Below are 21363 nucleotides of genomic sequence, written 5' to 3' on the forward strand. Positions count from 1 at the left end.
GAGCGAAGTCGAAGTCCCCCCAAAAAAAAGTGATCCTGCATACAAAAAATCGACTTCGCTTTGCCTGACGTGTCAGACTGAGCGAAGTCGAAGTCCCACAAAGCCAAAAAAAGTCTTTTGAGGAATTTTACTTCGCACAAAAGACTTTAAGGAAACTAACTAATACAAAACTGCTAAAATCAAATCAACACTAAGCTTTTGATTTTTGCTTTTTCTTTCTGCCCCACCAGATGTAAAATCCGGTAATTGGCAAACTGGCGCAGATTAAACTGCCGATGAAATAAATTATTTTGGTCGACAATCCTCCTATTGCCCCAATATGAAGGCTGTAATTGGATCGCATCAACCAATCTGAAAAACGTTCATTACCAATATATTTTTCTGATTTTGGAAGTAATTCAAGCGTTTTGGAGTCAAAATACAGATCTCTCCAAATGCCTTTGTACATGTCCGTACAGGCGTAAAAATCTTCTTTCGGATCATCGGGAAAATGAATGATAACTGCTTCTTTGTTTTCTTTGGCAATTTCCGTTCGAACCTTTTTCCAAATAAAATCGACAGCAGTCAGTTTGTCTAATTGCTCTTTGGACAAGGGCTCTTTTTTAACCGAAACTGTCTGCTCTTTTACCTCTGCCCATCCTCCACTAATCCAATAGGTGCTTTCCCTTAGCCAATGAAAACTCATTAACAATCCGGTAAAAGAAATCAATACTGCCAAAATGAGTACATAAAACCCCATTACATTGTGCAAATCATAATTGAGGCGTTTGAACTTAGCCTCCCACTTTATTTTAAAACTGCTGTTAATGGTTGTTTTGTTCCACTTTTTCGGAAACCACAATAGTAGTCCGCTAATCAATAAAAAGAAGAAAATAAAGGTTGCCCAGGCGGTTATCTGTGCTCCAATATCCCGCTCCAGCCAAAGATTCCGATGTCCTTCATCTATTATGTGAAAGAAATCTTCATGATCAACCATCCCGGTAATTTTACCGTTATAGGGGTTTACATAAATCAACGAATCCGATTCGATATCGACTTTAACTGATTTGTCTAAACCATTATACCAGAAACCATGAATTTCTTTGTTGGGCAGTACTTTTTGAACTGCTGCATAAATTTGAGAAGGGGGCAATAAGTGCTCAGGACTTTGAGCCTCGACATTGAGCCAGGGAGAGGTAAACTCTTTGATTTCTTGTTCAAAAACCAAAATACAACCTGTAATTGCCATGATGAATACAATTATTCCGGAAGCGAGTCCCAGCCATAAGTGCAGCCAGGCATTGATTTTACTAAAACGTGATTTTCCTTTATTGGGCGGTTTACCTGTGCGGTTTTTAATAATATTCATTAAAATAGTAATTTTAAACTAAGACAAAATTTATAAATAAAACGGCTTGAGGATTACTAAAAATCCTCAAGCCGCTTAAAAATGTGGTAATTTAGTAGGTAAGTTTACCAATTGAAGGCAAATAAAGACCTTCTTTAATAAGTGCACCCGCTTTTGCAGTACCGGTTGCAATATCAATTTGGTACACACGAGCCTGATCGCCTGTTACAAAACTTTTGTATGCTTTTCCGTTCTCTACAAACATACTTCCCAATCCGAAGAATTCATCTCCGCCATGATCCGGTAATCCTGTAACTGCTAAAATTGTTTTGGCAGATAAATCCAATATTGCCGATTTGAAAATTGTTTTTGTATTAAGGAAGCTGTACACAGAATTGGCAGCATCAACTTCAGTAGGGATATAGGAGATGAAAACTTTCTCTCCTCCTAAAGGATAAGCGGCAAGAACTTTACCTTTTAACGTACTTGACTGAAGATCGAAAAAGTACCCCGGGTCAAACTTGGCATCGCCTTTTCTAACACGTAAAACTCCTGATGAAACACCCGTAACCGGATAACCTCCTGCACGTGCATTAGACGAGAACGTATAAATATCCCCTGATTCTGTCTGAACAATTCCGGTATTGGTATAATAAAGACCAATTGCAGTTGTTCTGGCATCTTTTATGGTGCTTACATATTCTAAAGAAGGATATTTGTACACTCTCATAGTAGCATCAGATGACAATACTTTATTGGTCCCGTCGCTTACATCTTTGATATACACCGGAACAAAAAGTTTATCTCCTGAAACTGCCGCTCCTGTTGGCCAGTATAATATTTTTTTATTGGCCGGATTCACACTAAAATCATTGAACTTACGGGCATCGATAGAAACGGTAGCAGGGTTGTAAATCATCAATTCGTAATCAGATGAACTACCGTCCCAGGTAGCACCAATATTGATCAGTTTTTTATCATCTGTATAACCTACAGCATAAGATGACTCGAAAGAAATCTTATCTCCCGCTCCCAGCTTTCCGGAATTGTTCAGACGAAACGATACTGACCCTTCGTCTTCTGTACTTAAGGCAAAAAATGTATTGTTCACAGGAAAACAACTTCCTCCCTGCTCAATTCCAACTCCTTTTGCACTAATTTCTCCGGTCATTAACTGATCAGTAGAATTAAAGTCTAATATATACTGCGTATAATCGGCCAGCCAATAAGATGCTACATATTTAGTTCCGTTTACAGTTGGTGTTTCATCTTTAGAGGAATCATCACTGCTACATGAAAAGATAGAGCATGACAGAAAAGCCAATGCAAAGCATTTTGCGAATTTGTTTACAAACATGATTAATTATTATTTAGGATTATTATTTAAATTACTGTAGAAAGTATCTGAACTTCACTGAAAAAGCGCGTCCCGGTTTTTGAACCTTAAAGTAGTCGTACACCTTTATGTCGGTAATATTTCTACACTCGAAAGCCAAATTGTATTTGCCGTTTAAAAAAGAATAGGCAACCATAGCATTCTGAGTAAATTGTTCCGGAATAGCTTTTTTGGTTTCCAGACTTCCCAGTACCGGCCAGGTCAGATAAAAAGCATCTATATAATTGGCACTTACATTTAAAGAAAGTCTATCGTCCTGATGTCTGATGTTTTTAAAGTTAAAAGTCAGATCAGCGTTTCCGTAGAAGATTGGAACATTAGGCAATTGTGCATCATACAAGGCATCAGGACTGGTTGTTCCTGCTTTATATTTGTTTTTGTTAAGGCTCTTTTGATACGTTCCGTTTACTTCAAAATTTATTAAGTCTTTGTACCCGTATCTAAAAACACCGTCAATACCTGTTATTTGCACGTTTTGAAGATTTTCAAAAACCGTTTTGTCTCCCTCCTGCTTTTCTCTGATAAAATCTTTTGCTTCTCTGTAAATGATACTCGTCTCAACATTAAAATGATTTTTGCTGTTCTGAGTATTAAAAGCCAGTCCCAGATTTGCGTTATCACTACTCTCAGGTCTTAATCCGATATTGCTGTTTATCGTAAGTCCGTCACCCAGCATTTCTGTAGCAGAAGGCAAACGATACGCATGTTCATAAGAACCTTTAATTTGAAATTTATCGGTCAAATGGTATGCTGAAGTAGCGCCATAACCATAATTTGTTGATGAAGAAGATTGCGTTATGTTATGGGCGATCATTTGAGTTGCTAAATCAAACATTTTACCAAAACCTGAAACAGCCAGTCGATTATCGAGACCGCTAAAATTATAACTTAGACCCAGAATATTCTTGTCAATAGTAGGTTCTCCCAGTTGTACAACTTTTAAATACTCGTTTGTTTCTTTACGTTTGTAGCCCAAATAAGAGTAATTTACCGCTAGCGAATGCTGCTCATTGAACTGGTATTTTAAGTTTGTTGTCACCTGTGCATTAGCCTCATCGTAAACGTATATGGTTTTGTTTCCTAATTCGCCTTTATCATTTGCTCCCGCAAATTGTCTGTATATATAATTCCCTGTCCAGTCGTACACTCGCGAAGAAGTATCTATCGAACGGTTGTTTACTAAAGCATAAGTGGAGTTAATACTGAGGGACAATCCTTTAGTAAAAAGATCACTTTTTTTGAATTTCAAAGAGGTAATAAAACTTTGGCTATCTGTAAAAGCCTGCCCTACTACTTTTTGCATTGTTCTTCCCTGCTGAATTTCTTTTTTATTGCCTGCAACGGCAAAACCAACAAGCAGATAATCAGCAAAACTCTTGTTTTTAAATCCTGCTTCTGCCATTATGGTTCCTGATTTATAGGCATCATGGAAATGCTTGTATTTTTGTTCCGGTAAAAACTTCGAGGTATTTTTATCCACAACACTTACGTCTACCTTATAATCATTGTCGGCATAATTTGCAAAAGCGTTAATGTTGGCAATAAAACCATCCCGACCGGAGAATCTCGTATTTATTGCTGCTCTGTGCGTGTTAAACGATCCGTAACTATAGGAAGCATCGATGTAACGGTTTACATTTTTATTGGTTACGATATTAACAGCTCCCCCAAGTGCATCTGCTCCTAACTCAATAGGAACAACTCCTTTGTACACATCAATACGTTCAGCCATGTTTACCGGAATATTATTCAGCGTAAGAGCTGAACCATAACTGTCCATAGGTACACCGTCCAAAAAGAATTTAACCTGATTTCCGGAGAATCCATTCAGTGAAAAATTAAAAGCCGATCCCAATCCTCCATATTCCCGAATGCGGACTCCGGTTGTTTTATTCAACACCTGATTTAAATCGGCTGACGTATTGTAGGTTTTCTTTAAATCTATGGCTGTAATATTATACGCCTGTTCTCGTACTCTTTGAACTTTGGACTTTCCCGTTACTGCAACTTCGTTTAAAGCTGCCATATCTTCTTCCATCGTAATATTCTGAGTAGGCTTTCCTCCCAGCTTCAGAAAAATTGCCGTTTCTGTGGTTTTATAACCCACATGTGTAACCAGCAAAACATAATTTCCCGGCTTGGCACTAATTTTATACTCCCCTTTATTATTCGTCAGTGTACTGTATTCTGTTCCTTTTAAAGCTACCGAAACTCCTTCGGCAGTTTTCCCAAGATGATTAACAATAACTCCTGTTAAATTTACTTTGTCCTTTTGTGAATACCCTTGAAGTGAAATAAAAAAAATGGCGATCAAGAGCATTAATCTACTTATTTGCATCTAATAAATTTTGGTTTGAAAATTAAATTAGCAACAAAATTAGGCTCTCAAAAGGTTTTTTCCAAGTTATTTTTAATTATTCTAAATAAGAATAGTAATTAACTTTTAAATAAAAGAAAACATAATAAACAGATCAATCCTTAAAGAATAATTAAATTTTACTTAAGCTTTCCTTAAGAAATCATGAGATAAAAATTAAAAAATCCAGACTGACCGCTCTTCAAATTTTCAAAAAAGGGCAAAAAAAAGCCCGATTAGATGCTAATCGGGCTTTAAAATTTTAGACTATCGAATTAAAAATCCAATTCAGAAAGGGTCTCTTTTATCTCTTCGATAATTATTTTGATATCATTTTCAGTAGTGCGCCAATTGACAAAAGACGCTCTGATTCCTTTTCGGTTTTGATAAACCGTTGGCGTCATAAACACCTTTCCCGTATCATTTAAATGCGTCAAAAACGTACTTACATGCTCCTGATTATGGTCTCCTTTTAATGTAAAACAAACGTTATTCAGTCGGATTGGAGCCAACAGTTCGAAGTTCTCGTCTTCGATAAGGGCGTTTGCAAAATGCAGTGCCAATGCCGTACTTTTCTCTATGATGTCTTTAAATCCTTCTTTTCCGTAGGCCAGTAAAGAAAACCAAACCGGTAAGGCTCTTAATCGGCGTGAATTTTCAGGCAATACGTTCAGGTAGTTAAAATTCTCCAGAGGATTCCCTAAATAAGGCGCATTAGAATTTTGGAACGTCTCGATTTGCAGTCCAACATGCTCTTTTTTAATTAAATAAAAAGCACTTTCATAAGGCACGTTTAACCATTTGTGACAATCAATTGTAATACTGTCTGCACCTTCCCAGCCTTCTGTAAGGTGTTTGAATTTTTCAGAAACCGCAGCAAAACCACCAAAAGCGGCATCAATATGCCACCAGAAATTGTATTTTTCTCTAAGTTTTGCAATAGCCGCAAAATCATCAAAATCGGCTGTATTAACAGTTCCTGCACTCGAAATCAGGATAAATGGCTCTCCGTTTAAACTTTCTATATTCTTCTGAAGATCGTCGATATCAATAGCTTCTCTATTGCCTTCTGCGGTTTTAAGCACCGTATAATTGTTACTTCCAATCCCCAGCATCGATAATGTTTTTATGGATGACGAATGAGGTGTTGCAGTTAAGATAGGTATGGCCCCGGAAACTCCGTTTTTAGCAAAATCTTTTCCTGACTGAGCACCAATCCATTGTCTTGCCACCCCTAAACAGGTAAAATTTGACATGGTTGCTCCAGTCACAAATCCCCCTAAAAAAGATTCGGGAAGCCCCAATAACTGTCGCAATAAATGAATAGTCTCAAACTCGATTAGGGCCGAAGTTCCTCCCTGCGCTTTTACCGCCTGAGTATTCTGATCGTATACGGTAGACAACCAGTCGCCCACAATAGAAGCTGGCGTTGATCCTCCGGTTACAAAACCTAAATATCTTGGCCCCGGAGAAGCTACCATCAATGGTGCCAGTCTCTCCTTAAATTCTTCCAAAGCCCCCAATGATCCTAAGCCTGTCTCGTCTAGTTTTCGGGTTGGATCAATTGTGTTTTTACTGGAAGTTGGAACGTTTTCAAGATTGTCCAAAAACGCTATTCCGTGCTGTTTTGCTTTTTCCAGAATGTTTTCAAGATCGTTCAGATCATTTTGAAGTATTGAATTCATTGTAAACTACTTTTTTATGCCTCGCTATAAGATTTCCTTGCTGCTAAAAAATTAGCACACGGATTTTACAGGTTAAGCAGATTAACGCTGATTTTAATATTAGATTTATTTGCTTTGGAAGACTAAAGCTACCACTTCGTTTTTTCGGAAAACCTCGAGACCACCATCGAACAAATGAGATCGCCATTGACATTTAGCAAAGTCGCTATCGGGTCGACCAGAGTTCCTAAAATCATAGCGACCGGTAGGGCTTGTTCCATTGGCAGGCCGTAAACTGTAATGGCCAGAACTTCTCCGATATAACCTCCATTTGGAATTCCTCCTTCTACAATTGAAACGATTACAGTAATTCCGAGCGCTAAAAGTATGGTCGAAGGTGCCGTGAAATCTTTTCCAAACATGGCAAAAAGAACGGTTATTTTAAGGATAGAAGACATACTCGAACCGTCTTTATGCAAGGGCGCTCCAAGCGGAATGACCAAATTGCGAACGTGCTTAGGAATGTTCATCTTCTCAGCGGCTTCCAGATTCGCAGGGATGGTGGCAATACTGCTGCAGGTTCCAACCGCAGTTAAAGCCGGCGTAATGTTATTACTCCAAAATACCACAAAAGCTCTTTTCCCTCCGGCCACTAAGGCGTACAAACTGAAAAACACAAAGAAATAGAATATACAGGCCGCATAATAAACCCCTAAAGGCTTGGCATAAACGCCAAACAATTGCGGACCAAAAACTCCAACCTGATACGCAAAATAAGCCCCCAAACCAATTGGAGCCAATTTCATAATGAGGTTCAAAAGCTGCTTCATGACTTCGTTACCTGAATCCAGAAAACTTCTGAAAGCGCTTCCTTTTTCTCCGGATTGCAGACTCGCAAAACCAATTAAAAAAGAAAAAATAATAAGCGCCAGCATGCTTTTTCGGGACAGTAATTCAAAGAAATCATTTACGGTAACCAACTGTGCTATCTGCTCGCCAATACTTCCTGATTGGATGTTTTCTATCGGGACTTTAGATAATATAATATTCTGATGAATTGGAAAAAGATATACTGCCAAAATCATTACAATTGCCGAAATTAAAATGGTGCTTAAAAAAACCAAAACCATGATTACAAACAGTTTTCCTAATTTCTCTGTTCTTTCCAGACTGGCAATTGAAGACGCAATGGTAAAGAAAATCAAAGGGATAATAGCCGTAAAGAGCAGGTTGAGAAAAACATCTCCCAATGGTTTTATGACCTCAACTTTTTCTTTGAAAACTAATCCTAAAATACTTCCAAGCAGGATTCCACCTAAAAGCAATAGAATACTGCTGTAACTTTTTAGAAAATCGATCTTTTTAATCTCCATAATTTTAAAGGATTACATTCAGAAATAGCAACATAAAATAAAGTCAATTAAATTACTCAAAAAATAAGTACTAAAATTAACTGTACAATTTTTTAATCCCAAAGAGTCAAATTACTCCGGAATCTATGAAAATATGCAAAAAAATACTGTGAAGATGATCAGGGGATCAACGTTTTCCTAATACCAAAGTGGTAAAATCTCTGTCTACCAACTCCCCCATTTTACTTTTTACTTTTTCAGTCAGCGTTTCTTTATGCACGACTTGGAAAGCTGTTTTTTCAATCAACCTTTCCGCTTTTTCAGTACTGTAAAGATTGAATTCGAACTGAGTAAAAGGAAGCTGTTTCATAAAACTTTCTTCGGAAAAGGTGATGCAAAAAGTCCCCTCCGGTTTTAAAACTCTGTAAATTTCCGAGAGTAACTTCTCCGGTTCCTGCCAAAAGTAAATGGTGTTTACCGTGAATATTTTATCAAAAGAAGCTTCTTCAAATGGAATATCGGTTCCGTTATAAAGAGAAAAGTGGGCTTGTTTTTTAGCTACAAAAGCGGCATTAATTTGCTGTGCTTCCTGACACATTAACTCGGACATTTCAAGTCCATAGTAAGTCAGATCCTCCACTTGCTCTAGTACATACTCTAAATGTCCGGCATTTCCGTGGCCTAATTCTAAAATTGTATTTCCCGATATTACGTGGAGATTTTGAACGGAATGGCGCGTCATATTGATGTTGGTTTCATGCATCATATTCGCCATTTCAATTCCTTTTTCTCCTGTAGGATGCTTTAGCTGAGAGGCTATTGCCTGTAATTCTTCTTTTTTCATCATCTTTAAAATAAATTCAAAATTAGTCCTAAAAAGTAATTATCGGTAAAATTTTGTCATTTCGACTCTCCCTTCGGTCGAAATGACAAACTATATGCTTAAACTCTTAAAAAATCTGCCTTGCAATCTGGCGGATATTCTCTGATTTCCCCATTGAATAATAATGCAAAACAGGGACTCCGGCAGCTTTTAATTCTAATGATTGCTGAATGGCCCACTCGATTCCGACTTGCTTGATTTCGGCATTGTTTTTACATTTATCTACAGCATCAATTAAATCCTCCGGCAAATCGATTCTGAAAATCTGTGGTAAAATCTGTAAATGTCGTTGAACCGCAATTGGCTTGATTCCCGGAATAATCGGAATTGTGATACCAATTTCTCTTGCTTTTTCTACAAAGGCAAAATATTTAGCATTATCAAAAAACATTTGAGTCACCACATAATCGGCTCCCGCATCTACTTTTTCTTTTAGTCTTTTTAAGTCAGATTGTAAAGAAGGAGATTCCAAATGTTTTTCCGGATAACCCGCAACACCTATACAAAAATCGGCTTTATTATCAGCATCCATTAATTCATGAAGGTATTTTCCGCTGTTTAAGTCGTTGATCTGGCGTACCAAATCAATAGCGTAACTATTCCCACCGGCTTTTGGCACAAAAGATTGTTCGTCTTTCATAGCGTCACCGCGAAGTGCCATTACATTATTGATTCCTAAATACTGACAATCTACCAGCATGTATTCGGTTTCTTCCTGCGTAAATCCTCCGCAAAGCAAATGTGGCACCGTATCAACATTGTATTTATGTTTTATAGAAGCACAAATTCCAAGCGTTCCCGGACGCATACGCGTTAGCTTTTTATCTAACAGTCCGTTTCCTTTATCAATATAGATATATTCTTCACGCGAAGTGGTTACATCAATAAATGGCGGTTTAAATTCCATCAACGGATCAATATTATCATACAACTCCTGAATGCTCTTCCCTTTTTGAGGCGGAATAAGTTCAAACGAGAATAATGTATTTCCTTTCGCGTTTTCTATATGTTCTGTTACTTTCATTTTTTAATTATGAGTTATGAATTATGAGTTTTGAAAAAATGGTGTAAAAAATCTGAATCAAAAAACATAAATCAAATATTCTTTTAGTCTAAAGTCTTAATGTCCAAAGTCGAAAGTCACTTTCTTGGAGACTTTAAGACTTTTGACTTTACGACTCTATTTTAATCTGCTATATTAGGGTTCAACCATTTCATGGCATAGTCGGTTGAAACATTGCGTCGTTTGGCATAGTCGACTACCTGATCCTCTTTTATTTTCCCAAGTCCGAAATATTTACTTTCCGGATTTCCAAAATAGTATCCTGAAACGGATGAAGCCGGCCACATCGCCATGCTTTCAGTTAATGTTACGCCTATTTCTTTTTCTACATTTAAAAGTTTCCAGATTGTTGGTTTCTCCAAATGGTCAGGACATGCCGGATAACCCGGAGCAGGACGGATTCCTTTGTACTCTTCAGAAATCATTTCTTCGTTAGTTAAGTTCTCCTCTGATGAATATCCCCAGATTTCTTTACGTATTTTTTCATGAAGATATTCAGCGAAAGCCTCGGCAAAACGATCCGCTAATGCTTTCACCATAATCGAATTGTAATCGTCCAGATCTTTTTCAAATTCAGCTGCCCATTCATCAACACCAAAACCGGTTGTTACACAAAATGCTCCCATATAATCCACTTTCCCGCTTTCTTTCGGAGCGATAAAATCGGCTAATGCAATATTGGGTGCACCTTTTGTTTTTTGCGATTGCTGGCGTAAAGTCAAAAATGTCTGTAACGGTTTTCCGTTTTCATCTGTCAATTCGATATCATCATCATTGATCTGATTGGCCGGAAATATTCCGTAGATCCCTTTTGCAGATAGTTTTTTCTCTGCTAAAATTACTTTCAGCATCGCCTGCGCATCTGCAAAAACAGAAGTCGCCTCTTTCCCCACAACCTCATCTGTTAAAATTGCCGGATATTTACCAAACAATTCCCAGGTTCTGAAAAACGGTGTCCAGTCAATATACGGAACCAAAACATCCAGCTCCACTTCAACAATTTGTTCACCAATGATATTTGGCTTCACCGGATTGAAATTTTCCCAATCCAATTGTAATTTGTTTTTACGCGCGTCTTCAATACTTAAGAAATTCTTATCTCTCGAACGATTCAAAAATGTTTCTCTAAAAGAATCGTACTCTGCACGAATATCGCTTGCATATATTTTACGGTTATGATCTAACAGATTTCCCGCAACGGTAACGGCTCTCGAAGCATCGTTTACGTGAATAACCGTTTCTCTGTATTGTGGTGCAATTTTCACGGCTGTATGTGCGCGTGAAGTGGTTGCTCCACCAATCATAATCGGAATTTTAATTCCTTGTTTGTCTAATTCTTTAGCCAAATACACCATTTCGTCAAGCGAAGGCGTAATCAATCCGCTTAGACCAATGATATCTACATTGTGTTCTATCGCAGCAGCAATAATTTTCTCCGGAGGCACCATAACACCAAGATCTACAATCTCGTAATTGTTACAGGCCAAAACTACCGAAACAATGTTTTTACCAATGTCGTGAACGTCTCCTTTTACAGTAGCCATCAGGATTTTTCCGTTCCCTTGCTTGTCTCCGGCCTGTTTACTGGCTTCAATATAAGGCAATAAATAGGCTACGGCTTTTTTCATTACACGTGCCGATTTTACGACCTGTGGAAGGAACATTTTTCCGCTTCCGAACAAATCTCCTACGACATTCATTCCGGTCATCAAATTGATTTCGATAACTTCAATTGGTTTTGTAGCAGCCAAACGTGCTTCTTCTACATCTTCTTCAATAAAAGCATCCACTCCTTTAACCAGTGAGTGCGTAATACGTTCCTGAACGGTTCCCAAACGCCATTCCTGAACCGCTTTTTCATCAGATTTTACTTCTCCTTTTACGTTCTCGGCAAAATCTAAAAGTCGTTCCGTTGCATCGTCACGTCTGTCCAGAATTACGTCCTCAACGTGCTCCAGTAAATCTTTTGGAATGTCATCATAAATCGAAAGCATTTCCGGATTCACGATTCCCATCGTCATTCCGTTCTTGATCGCATGGTACAAAAATACCGAGTGCATCGCTTCACGAACGGTGTCATTTCCTCTGAAAGAAAACGAAACGTTACTTACTCCCCCACTAATATGTGCATGTGGTAAGTTATCACGAACCCATTTTGTTCCTCTAAAGAAATCCAGAGCATTCAAACGATGTTCTTCCATTCCGGTCGCAACCGGAAAAATATTCAAATCAAAAATGATATCCTGAGGCGGAAAATCAACTTTGTTGACTAATATATCATAGGAACGCTGACAAATTTCCACTCTTCGGTCGTAGTTATCAGCCTGACCTACTTCATCAAAAGCCATAATAATGGCTGCCGCTCCGTAGCGCTTAATTAATTTGGCGTGATGGATAAAGGCTTCCTCACCCTCTTTTAACGAGATCGAGTTTACAACGCTTTTTCCCTGTACTACTTTAAGACCCGCTTCAATGATTTCCCATTTCGAGCTGTCGATCATAATAGGCACTCTCGAAATGTCCGGTTCTGATGCAATTAAATTCAAAAATTTAGTCATTGCCTGAACGCCATCAAGCATTCCTTCATCCATATTAATATCGATGATTTGCGCCCCTCCTTCTACCTGTTGTCTTGCAATATCAAGTGCCTCGTCATATTTCTCTTCCTTGATTAAACGCAGGAATTTTCTTGAACCGGTAACGTTTGTACGTTCTCCAACGTTAACAAAAACACTGGTAGGTGTAATAATTAACGGTTCTAATCCTGATAATACAAGGTCTCTTCTATTTTCTGTCATTTTCTTTAAGTTACTGAGAATCTAAGATGCTTAGATTCTAAGTTTTTTATTCTATTTTCTTTTCTGCAAGGTTTTTAAAAACTTGTAGGTATATTCGTTACCGATATGTTGTTCCTAACGGAATATTTACTTCCATTTTGATTTTTCTATGTATTTGCAGGTTACACCTGCATCATATATGTAATATTTTATTTTGGTAAAACCCGCTTTGACTAGTGTAATCGAATCAGGCCGTAATTCTTCTTTTAAATCTATATAGTTTTCCTCAGGTTTATCAATATCATATTTCACTTTAAAGAATTTATTAAAATCTTTTCTGTCATACGATTTAACAAAAACTACCGCTCGGTTTTTTTTGTCGGTATAAAAGTAATATTGCAAAGTATATCCGTGTTCATCATTACTTTTTAACCTGGTTAATAACCCTATTGTTTCTCCTTTAAAAGATTTTCCATAATCATCCTGCTGTTCGTTTTGATACACTAAGTACATTAGTAAACCAATAATTGCAAGAAATAAAATATTTTTCCACTGATCAGTTGTGTTCACCAACGTAATATCTTTGTTTTTTTTAAGACAACTTTCTACACAAAAACCGGTGCCACTCTCGGTTTATAATCCTTAGCCACCTCAGCAATTAATCGAATATGATCCGGAGTAGTTCCGCAACAGCCTCCAATAATATTGATTAAGTTATCGTCTAAGTATTCTTTAATTAAGGCTTGAGTCTGTTCCGGAGTTTCATCGTATTGTCCGAAAGCGTTTGGCAAACCTGCATTTGGATGTGCCGAAACATTAAACTGCGTATGTTGTGATAATGTTTTCAGGTATGGTTTTAGCAAATCGGCTCCTAAAGCACAATTGAATCCTACACTCAATAACGGAATATGTGATACTGAAATCAGGAATGCTTCAACCGTCTGTCCTGAAAGTGTTCTTCCTGAAGCGTCTGTAATAGTTCCTGAAACCATGATTGGGATATCCAGATTGCGCTCTTCTTTTACTTCTTCGATGGCAAAAAGTGCTGCTTTTGCATTTAAGGTGTCGAAAATCGTTTCTACTAATAATAAATCACATCCACCATCCATTAAGGCTTCAGCTTGTTGTTTGTAGGCAATTCGCAAATCATCAAACGTTACAGCTCTGTACCCCGGGTCGTTTACGTCCGGTGACATACTTGCCGTACGGTTTGTTGGTCCGATAGAACCCGCTACGAAACGTGGTTTATTCGGATTTTTAGCGGTGAATTCATCTGCTACTTCACGGGCAATTTTCGCCGATTCATAGTTCAGTTCATAAACCAAATCTTCCAGGAAATAGTCGGCCATCCCGATCGTAGTTCCTGAAAAAGTATTGGTTTCTACGATGTCTGCACCAGCTTCAAAATAAGCAGCGTGAACATCGCGGATTGCTTGTGGTTGTGTTATGGATAGTAAATCGTTGTTTCCTTTTAACGGATGCGGAAAATCTTTGAAACGCTCTCCTCTAAAGTCTTCTTCCGAGAAATTATAGCGCTGCAACATCGTTCCCATTGCTCCGTCAAGGATTAGGATATTTTTTTTTATTGCTTCCTGAATTGTTATTGACATATCTTTATTCTTTTAGCCACTAAGACACTGAGGTTCTATGGTGCTAAGTTTTTTATTAATTCTATTTTCACTTTAAATCCAACAGTTTAAAAAAAGCTGTCAGATCTAAAAAGTTTGTAACAAAAAGCGAGAAAAATTAAGCACAAAAAAATGCGTTAATGATTCGCTCATGATACTGAATTCAGTAAAATAATATTGTAAGGTTGTCAGGAAAAGTTTGAGAAATACGTGTAATGTATTTGTGTTATCTATCTTGAATACAAAGATGTTGTATTAAGTAGAATGTAGCACCTTCTTTATGATAAAGGGTTGCTAAGGTTTCATTGGGTCTTTCCCTCCGCCTTTCGTGATAACTTTCAATAATTTTAAGAACAGTGCAAAGTAAAGACATAGTCTCAACAATTGCAAGTGTTTTTTAAAGTTTCTGAGGTGCTAAGGTTCTGAGGTTCTAAGTTTCTTTTTTAAGAGGCTAAGAAGCTGAGATGCTAAGTTTGAAATTACTTTGTGCTTTTCTACTATTTTACCAAATGTCTTTAAACTCCAACGGAACAACATTGCCATTCTGGTTTTTAATTATATGCCGCCCCGCTGGGGCTTTTTTACAAACACCGTTAATTCTATAAATATGTCATCCCTACGGGATTTAACAAAAAAAGCCCAAACTAAAAGTTTGAGCTTTCTCTATATAAAAATCTTAGAACCTTAGCACCTCAGTACCTCAGCCCCTTAGAATTAAACTATCGCCTTAACAACTGCTTTTGGAGCTTCTTTACGAGTTCCGTCGAAACCATCTACACCTGAAACAGTAGTATATTTTAAAACGTATTTTTTACCCGGATTGATGATTTGATAAGCTGCCTGACACATTAAAGTAGCTTCATGGAATCCACAAAGAATCAGTTTTAATTTTCCTGGGTAAGTGTTTACGTCTCCAATAGCGAAGATTCCCGGAATATTAGTTTGGTAATCTAATGCATTATTTACTTTAATGGCATTTTTCTCGATTTCTAATCCCCAGTCTCCGATTGGTCCTAATTTAGGTGTTAATCCGAAAAGCGGAATAAAATAGTCTGTTTCGATTTTACGGTGTGCTCCGTTTTCTTCGATATCTAATGATTCAACGTGCTCAGCACCATTGATTCCGATCACTTCTGCCGGTGTGATTAATTTAATTTTTCCGGCTGTCTTCAATTCCTGTACTTTTTCTACAGAATCTAAAGCTCCTCTAAATTCATTTCTACGGTGAATTAAAGTAACTTCTGAAGCTACATTCGCTAAAAAGATACTCCAGTCTAAAGCTGAATCTCCTCCTCCGGCGATTACAACCTTTTTGTTTCTGAATTTCTCCGGATTTTTAATGAAATATTTAACTCCTTTATCCTCATAAAACTCGATATCTTCAATAAGTGGTTTACGTGGCTCAAAACTTCCCAAACCTCCTGCAATAGCGATAACCGGTGCGTGAAATTTAGTCCCCTTATTTGAAGTTACAATAAAACTTCCGTCTTCTTGTTTCTCAATCGTTTCTGCACGCTCTCCTAACGTAAAACCAGGCTCAAATTGTTTGATTTGCTCCATCAGTCCGTCGATTAAATCTCCTGCCAATACTTCAGGGAATCCAGGAATATCATAAATAGGTTTTTTTGGATACAATTCTGAAAGTTGTCCTCCCGCTTGTGGTAAAGCATCTAAAATATGACATTTTAATTTTAATAATCCTGCCTCGAAAACGGCAAATAATCCTGTTGGGCCTGCTCCAATTATAAGTATATCTGTTTTAATCATTATGTTGTTGTTTATAATCATTCTTAATAATGCAAAGGAACGAATAATTTATTCTAATTTCAATGATTTTTGTCATTGATTTCCTTGCGGAATTTTTTACTCTTTATTTTTTAATGAAGCTGTGATCTCGTTCATTCTTTTCACTTTCTCTTCAAAATTACCTTTCAATGTCTTTCGATATTCATTGAGGTTTTCTACCATTTTATTTATATCCTCCGGAATTACCTCTTCAAAAAACTCACGAAGTCTTTTGGCTGTTGTTGGCGATTTTCCGTTGGTCGAAATGGCAATTTTCACATTGCCTTTGGTCACGATTCCCCCTAAATAATAATCACATAAATCCGGTGTGTCTGCAATATTGCAAATCAGATAACGCTTTCGGGATAATTCGTATACCTTTTTATTGACTTTTAAATCATCGGTACAGGCAATTACCATGTGGCGTTTTTTGAGCATTTTCTTTTTGAACTTCGATTTTGTCAATGTAATCGAAGGATGTTTCTCGGCCAAAACCTTTATTTCTAAATGAAAATTTGGCGCTACCACCTCAACATTTGCATTAGGGCTCGACTTTAATAAAAAAGAGAGCTTTTCCAATCCTACATTTCCTCCGCCAACAATAAGAACATTTAGATTGTGAAGCTTCAGGAATACGGGATATAATTCGTTTTGTTCCATTTTAATTCAATTTCATCCAATCAAAATTAGATGATTTTTTGCTTTCATCAGGTTAAAAACCCAATTTTATACCCAAGACATTTTACGGACTGAAAATCAAGATTATCTAAAGAATCATTTTTACTGCACTTTATCTCACCATTTCTTTGGACAGAAATTCTTCGTAAAATCCTTTTAGTTTATTGCTTTCGCGAACAACTTCTCCAAGTACAATAATTGCCGGCGAACTCAGTTTCTTTTCTTTTACAATATCCAGAATCGAATTTACGGTTCCTACACCAACTTTTTCATCGGGCATTGTTCCATTTTGAATGATCGCAACGGGCAAATTTCCTTTGTTTTCTTTTTGAAACAAATCAATAATCTGAGGCAATTTGTGCATTCCCATCAAAATTACGACTGTTGCAGATGACTGTGCAGCCAAAGCAACGTCTGAAGATAATTTCCTGTCAGAAGTTGTACCTGTAATGGCCCAAAAACTTTCGGAGACACCTCTTTTGGTGATTGATATGCCTTGGCTTGCCGGAACTGCCACTACCGAAGATATACCGGGAACCACGAACGTCTCGATTCCAAAACTTTCGATGAATTCAATTTCTTCACTTCCGCGTCCAAAAATAAACGGATCACCACCTTTTAAACGGACTACATTTCCGTAGGTCAAAGCATTATCCACAATCAATTGATTGATCTGATCCTGTGTGTAAGCATGATTGCCTATTTTTTTTCCAACAAAAATCCGAATCGCATTTTTAGGAGCATGTGCTAATATCTCTTCATTGGCCAATGCATCGTACAAAACCACATTCGCTCCAGCAAGTGCTTTTACAGCTTTCAGCGTAAGCAAATCCGGATCACCGGGACCCGCACCAACTAAAGTTACTTTTGGTTTGATATTAAGCATTTTCTAATTGTTGAGCTCTATATTTTTCGATCGTATCAAAAAATGCAATTCCTTCCTGAATGTATTGTTTTGCAAATGCTTCTGAAGGTTGTATTGCATTGATTTGATACACTAATTCTCTGAATGATGTTGCCAGTTCAATTTTACCGGCTGCAATGAAAACAGTATCGAACAAATCAACGATTCCTGCATGATTGTTTGTTTTTTCGTTTTCAGAAAGCAATAAAGCTTTTGCACCATTTACAAATCCGGCGTAAGCATGGTAAATAGCATCCGACCATTTATTTTCGTCGAAAGATTCCTGTGCGAATGTTAATTTGTCTTTGGCTTCTAACAATAACGTCGCCACCAAATCAATTACCACTCCGGCACATTCTCCAACTCCTACTGCTTTTACGTAATTGTCTGCATTACCCCAGTCTACAAAATCAGCTTCGGTTAAATTGGTTACATCAGCGTAAGGCTTTAAGATTTCATAGAAATACTTCTCTCCTTTTGAATCATAATAATCCAGAAACTTTTGTCCGCTTCCATTGGCATCAAAATCATTTAAGATCGTACGCAACGCATCCGGTCCTCTACGGCTAGGTACTTTAATTACTTTATCGGCAAAACGACCTGCTCCGTTTCCTAATCTTCCTCCGCCTAACAGAACCTGTAAAGCCGGAGCTACCAATTTTCCGGAATTGATTGACATTCCCTGAAATCCAATTGCCGACATATTGTGCTGTCCGCAAGCATTCATACAACCACTGATTTTGATTTCAATTTCGCGATTGTTCAAATATTGAGGATATTCGGCACTTAATACTTTCTCTAATTCTTCTGCAATTCCGGTACTACTTGCAATCCCCAAATTGCAAGTATCTGTACCCGGACAAGCTGTAATATCTGCCGTTGAATTATATCCTAAGTGAACAAAGTTCAGTTTAGCCAATTCCTGATAGAAGAAAGGTAAATTCGCTTCTTTCACATGACGTATTACAATATTCTGACGCAATGAAAAACGAAGTTCATTTGCGGCGTAATTTTTAATTAAATCGGCTAATAATCGGGCTTTATCGGTGTAAAAATCTCCCAATAAAACTTTGATTCCAATAGCATAATAACCTTCCTGCTTTTGAGCAATTACATTTGATTTTTTCCAGGCTTCGTATGCTGCCTGATCTTCAATGGTAACTTGTGGCACTTCTAATAACGGTTCCGGAATTGGTCCGTCAAAAGCTGTGGTGTCAATTTCGTACGTTTCAAAAGCGATTGCTTTTTTCTCTTTTTCAACCAAATCAAGAAAAACATCTCTTCCCATTTCTTTGATCAGGAATTTCATACGAGCTTTCATTCTCTTAGCACGTTCACCGTATCGATCAAAAATACGAACGATTCCTTCTGCTGTTGGAATGATCTGATTTGCCGGAACGAATTCGGAAAGTAATTCGGCATGAGCAGGTTGAGAACCTAAACCTCCACCAAACATAATTTTGAAACCACGCTCACCATTTACAATTTTTGGAATAAATCCTAAGTCATGTAAATAACTCAAAGCAGTATCTTCATCAGAGGACGAGAACGAAATTTTAAATTTACGTCCCATTTCCTGACAGATAGGATTTCTTAAAAGATATTGAAAAAGGGCGTGTGCATAAGGCGAAACGTCAAACGGTTCGTTTACATCCACACCTGCCAATTCGCTTCCTGTAATGTTTCGAACAGTGTTACCACAAGCTTCACGCAAAGTAACATCGTCTTTGGCCAGATTTGCCCAAAGTTCCGGAGTTCTGTCCAGACTTACATAGTGAATCTGAATGTCCTGACGTGTTGTAATGTGCAAACGCCCCGTAGAATATTCATCAGAAACTTTTGTAATACGGATCAATTGTTCGCTGGTTACTTTACCATAAGGCAGTTTAATACGAATCATTTGAACACCTTCCTGGCGTTGTCCATAGATTCCACGTGCTAAACGAAGACTACGAAAACGCTCATCATCAATTTTTCCTCCACGGAACAAATGAATCTTTTTTTCTAACTCGATAATCTCTTTCTGAACTACCGGATTTTCTATTTCTGTTCTAAAACTTTCCATTTTTATTTCGCTTTAGGCTTTTTTTTAGCTTTAAGCTTTAGGCTATATGCCATAAGCTTTTTAAAATACCTTGTTATACATTTTTCGCTTAAAGCTTACAGCATATGGCTTAAAGCTTATAGCAGGTTTACCTAATGAATCCTACTCCTGCTGTTGTATTCGTTGCAGTATCAATTAAGATGAATGCACCGTTTGATTTATTGTCATTATAGGCATCAAAATATAACGGCTTGCTTAATTTAATGCTTACTTCTCCTATCTCGTTAATTGCTAACTGTGATGCCGGTGTTGTTCCTGAATAATCTGTTGCAATTGTATTTTTAATACTTTCTACTTTTGCCAAAACCGAATTGGTGTTGTGCTGAACGATATATTTTGTACCCGGAACCAGTTTTTTACTGTCCATCCAGCATACTGTTGTGTGTATTTCTTTTTCAATTTTTGGAAGTTCTGACGATTTTACAATCATATCACCTCTTGTCACATTGATATCATTTTCTAATTCGATGGTGATCGAAGAACCTGCAACGGCTTCATCAAATTGTTTGTCGAAAAAGTGAATTTTTGAAACTTTTGATTCTGTCAATGAAGGAAGTACTGTTACAGCATCTCCCACTTTTATTGAGTTTCCGTATAATTTTCCGGCATAACCTCTAAAATCATGGTACTCTTCTGTTTTTGGACGAATTACGGTCTGAACCGGAAAACGTGCTTTTCCTGCTTCAAAAACATCTGAAGAATGCAATCCTTCTAAGTGCTCCAACACCGTTTGCCCATCGTACCACTTCATGTTCTCCGATTTATCCACAACATTTCCTCCATTGATCGCACTAAGCGGAATGTAACTTACGTTTTGTTCTTTGAAAGTGCTTTTAGCATTTAAAGCTTGGAAATCGGCTTTAATTTTATTGAAAACTTCTTCTGAATAATCCACTAAATCCATTTTATTGATCGCCACAATCACCTCTTTTACTCTCAATAAATTATTGATAAAAAAGTGACGGTACGTTTGTTCGATTACGCCTTTTCTCGCATCAATTAAGATGATCGATACCTGAGAAGTCGAAGCTCCCGTTACCATGTTTCTGGTATATTCAACGTGACCCGGAGTATCGGCAATAATGTAACTTTTCTTTGCAGTCGAGAAATAAATATGAGCCACATCAATTGTGATTCCTTGTTCTCTCTCCGCCACTAATCCGTCAGTTGCCAGTGAAAAATCAAGATAATCGTATCCTTTTTGCTTACTGCTTTTCTCGATTGCTTCAATCTTATCTGTCGTCAATGATTTTGTATCGTACAGTAATCTTCCGATCAAAGTACTTTTTCCGTCATCTACACTTCCTGCTGTTGCTATTTTTAAAACGTCCATTCTATGTTATTTTGTTTCAGGTTTAAAAATTTAGTTTCAGGTTTCAAGTTGATTTCCTTTGAACTAAAGTTTCAAGCTGTATGTTTTTTTTTGTTTTCTTGATTCTACTTTTT

At 37.4% G+C, this 21363-nt stretch carries 15 protein-coding genes and 1 riboswitch; all 15 genes read right to left on the minus strand.

The genetic code is table 11. The features are described from left to right. Window positions 1–190: 190 nt before the first annotated feature. The 15 genes from BHE19_RS02895 to BHE19_RS02965 all read right to left on the minus strand — a co-directional run bounded on the left by BHE19_RS02895 (window position 191) and on the right by BHE19_RS02965 (window position 21250). Window positions 191–1348, minus strand: a complete 1158-nt coding sequence (locus tag BHE19_RS02895; RefSeq protein ID WP_070905868.1) for a PepSY-associated TM helix domain-containing protein — start codon at window positions 1346–1348, stop codon at window positions 191–193. A gap of 91 nt (window positions 1349–1439) precedes the next feature. Beyond that, window positions 1440–2684 (minus strand): DUF4374 domain-containing protein, encoded by a 1245-nt coding sequence (locus BHE19_RS02900; RefSeq protein ID WP_070905869.1) that lies wholly within the window; start codon window positions 2682–2684, stop codon window positions 1440–1442. A 31-nt stretch (window positions 2685–2715) separates the two neighbouring features. Beyond that, window positions 2716–5061, minus strand: coding sequence for a TonB-dependent receptor (locus BHE19_RS02905; RefSeq protein ID WP_070905870.1), 2346 nt, complete (start codon window positions 5059–5061; stop codon window positions 2716–2718). A 293-nt stretch (window positions 5062–5354) separates the two neighbouring features. After that, window positions 5355–6764 carry a pyridoxal phosphate-dependent decarboxylase family protein gene (locus BHE19_RS02910; protein WP_070905871.1) on the minus strand — a complete coding sequence of 470 codons (1410 nt, stop codon included), beginning with the start codon at window positions 6762–6764 and terminating at the stop codon, window positions 5355–5357. Between the two features lie 128 nt (window positions 6765–6892). After that, complete coding sequence (locus tag BHE19_RS02915) at window positions 6893–8116, minus strand: dicarboxylate/amino acid:cation symporter (RefSeq protein ID WP_070905872.1); 1224 nt, start codon at window positions 8114–8116, stop codon at window positions 6893–6895. 166 nt (window positions 8117–8282) lie between these two features. After that, window positions 8283–8942 (minus strand): class I SAM-dependent methyltransferase, encoded by a 660-nt coding sequence (locus tag BHE19_RS02920; protein WP_233431352.1) that lies wholly within the window; start codon window positions 8940–8942, stop codon window positions 8283–8285. A 103-nt stretch (window positions 8943–9045) separates the two neighbouring features. Continuing rightward, entirely contained in the window at window positions 9046–10002 is a 957-nt protein-coding gene (gene metF, locus BHE19_RS02925; protein ID WP_070905874.1) for a methylenetetrahydrofolate reductase [NAD(P)H], read from the minus strand. Between the two features lie 161 nt (window positions 10003–10163). After that, a complete protein-coding gene (gene metH, locus BHE19_RS02930) occupies window positions 10164–12839 on the minus strand; it encodes a methionine synthase (protein ID WP_083342455.1) in 2676 nt (891 codons plus the stop codon). A gap of 126 nt (window positions 12840–12965) precedes the next feature. After that, on the minus strand, window positions 12966–13388 hold the full coding sequence (locus BHE19_RS02935) for a hypothetical protein (RefSeq protein ID WP_123923387.1): 423 nt from the start codon (window positions 13386–13388) through the stop codon (window positions 12966–12968). A gap of 35 nt (window positions 13389–13423) precedes the next feature. Continuing rightward, window positions 13424–14428, minus strand: a complete 1005-nt coding sequence (locus BHE19_RS02940; protein ID WP_070905876.1) for a homocysteine S-methyltransferase family protein — start codon at window positions 14426–14428, stop codon at window positions 13424–13426. A 241-nt stretch (window positions 14429–14669) separates the two neighbouring features. Beyond that, a riboswitch (SAM riboswitch) is annotated at window positions 14670–14784 on the minus strand. 376 nt (window positions 14785–15160) lie between these two features. Next, window positions 15161–16213 carry an NAD(P)/FAD-dependent oxidoreductase gene (locus BHE19_RS02945; RefSeq protein WP_017497280.1) on the minus strand — a complete coding sequence of 351 codons (1053 nt, stop codon included), beginning with the start codon at window positions 16211–16213 and terminating at the stop codon, window positions 15161–15163. Window positions 16214–16309: 96 nt separating this feature from the next. Then, window positions 16310–16891 (minus strand): precorrin-2 dehydrogenase/sirohydrochlorin ferrochelatase family protein, encoded by a 582-nt coding sequence (locus BHE19_RS02950; protein WP_070905877.1) that lies wholly within the window; start codon window positions 16889–16891, stop codon window positions 16310–16312. Between the two features lie 130 nt (window positions 16892–17021). Continuing rightward, the gene (cobA, locus tag BHE19_RS02955; RefSeq protein ID WP_070905878.1) at window positions 17022–17795 is read right to left on the minus strand and encodes a uroporphyrinogen-III C-methyltransferase; all 774 of its coding nucleotides are present in this window, start codon (window positions 17793–17795) and stop codon (window positions 17022–17024) included. Continuing rightward, on the minus strand, window positions 17788–19878 hold the full coding sequence (locus tag BHE19_RS02960) for a HEPN domain-containing protein (protein ID WP_070905879.1): 2091 nt from the start codon (window positions 19876–19878) through the stop codon (window positions 17788–17790). Before BHE19_RS02960 ends, cobA begins: the two co-directional genes overlap by 8 nt. A gap of 127 nt (window positions 19879–20005) precedes the next feature. After that, entirely contained in the window at window positions 20006–21250 is a 1245-nt protein-coding gene (locus tag BHE19_RS02965; RefSeq protein WP_017497284.1) for a sulfate adenylyltransferase subunit 1, read from the minus strand. Window positions 21251–21363 lie beyond the last annotated feature (113 nt).

Source organism: Flavobacterium tructae (assembly GCF_001853485.1).
GTDB lineage: Bacteria > Bacteroidota > Bacteroidia > Flavobacteriales > Flavobacteriaceae > Flavobacterium > Flavobacterium tructae.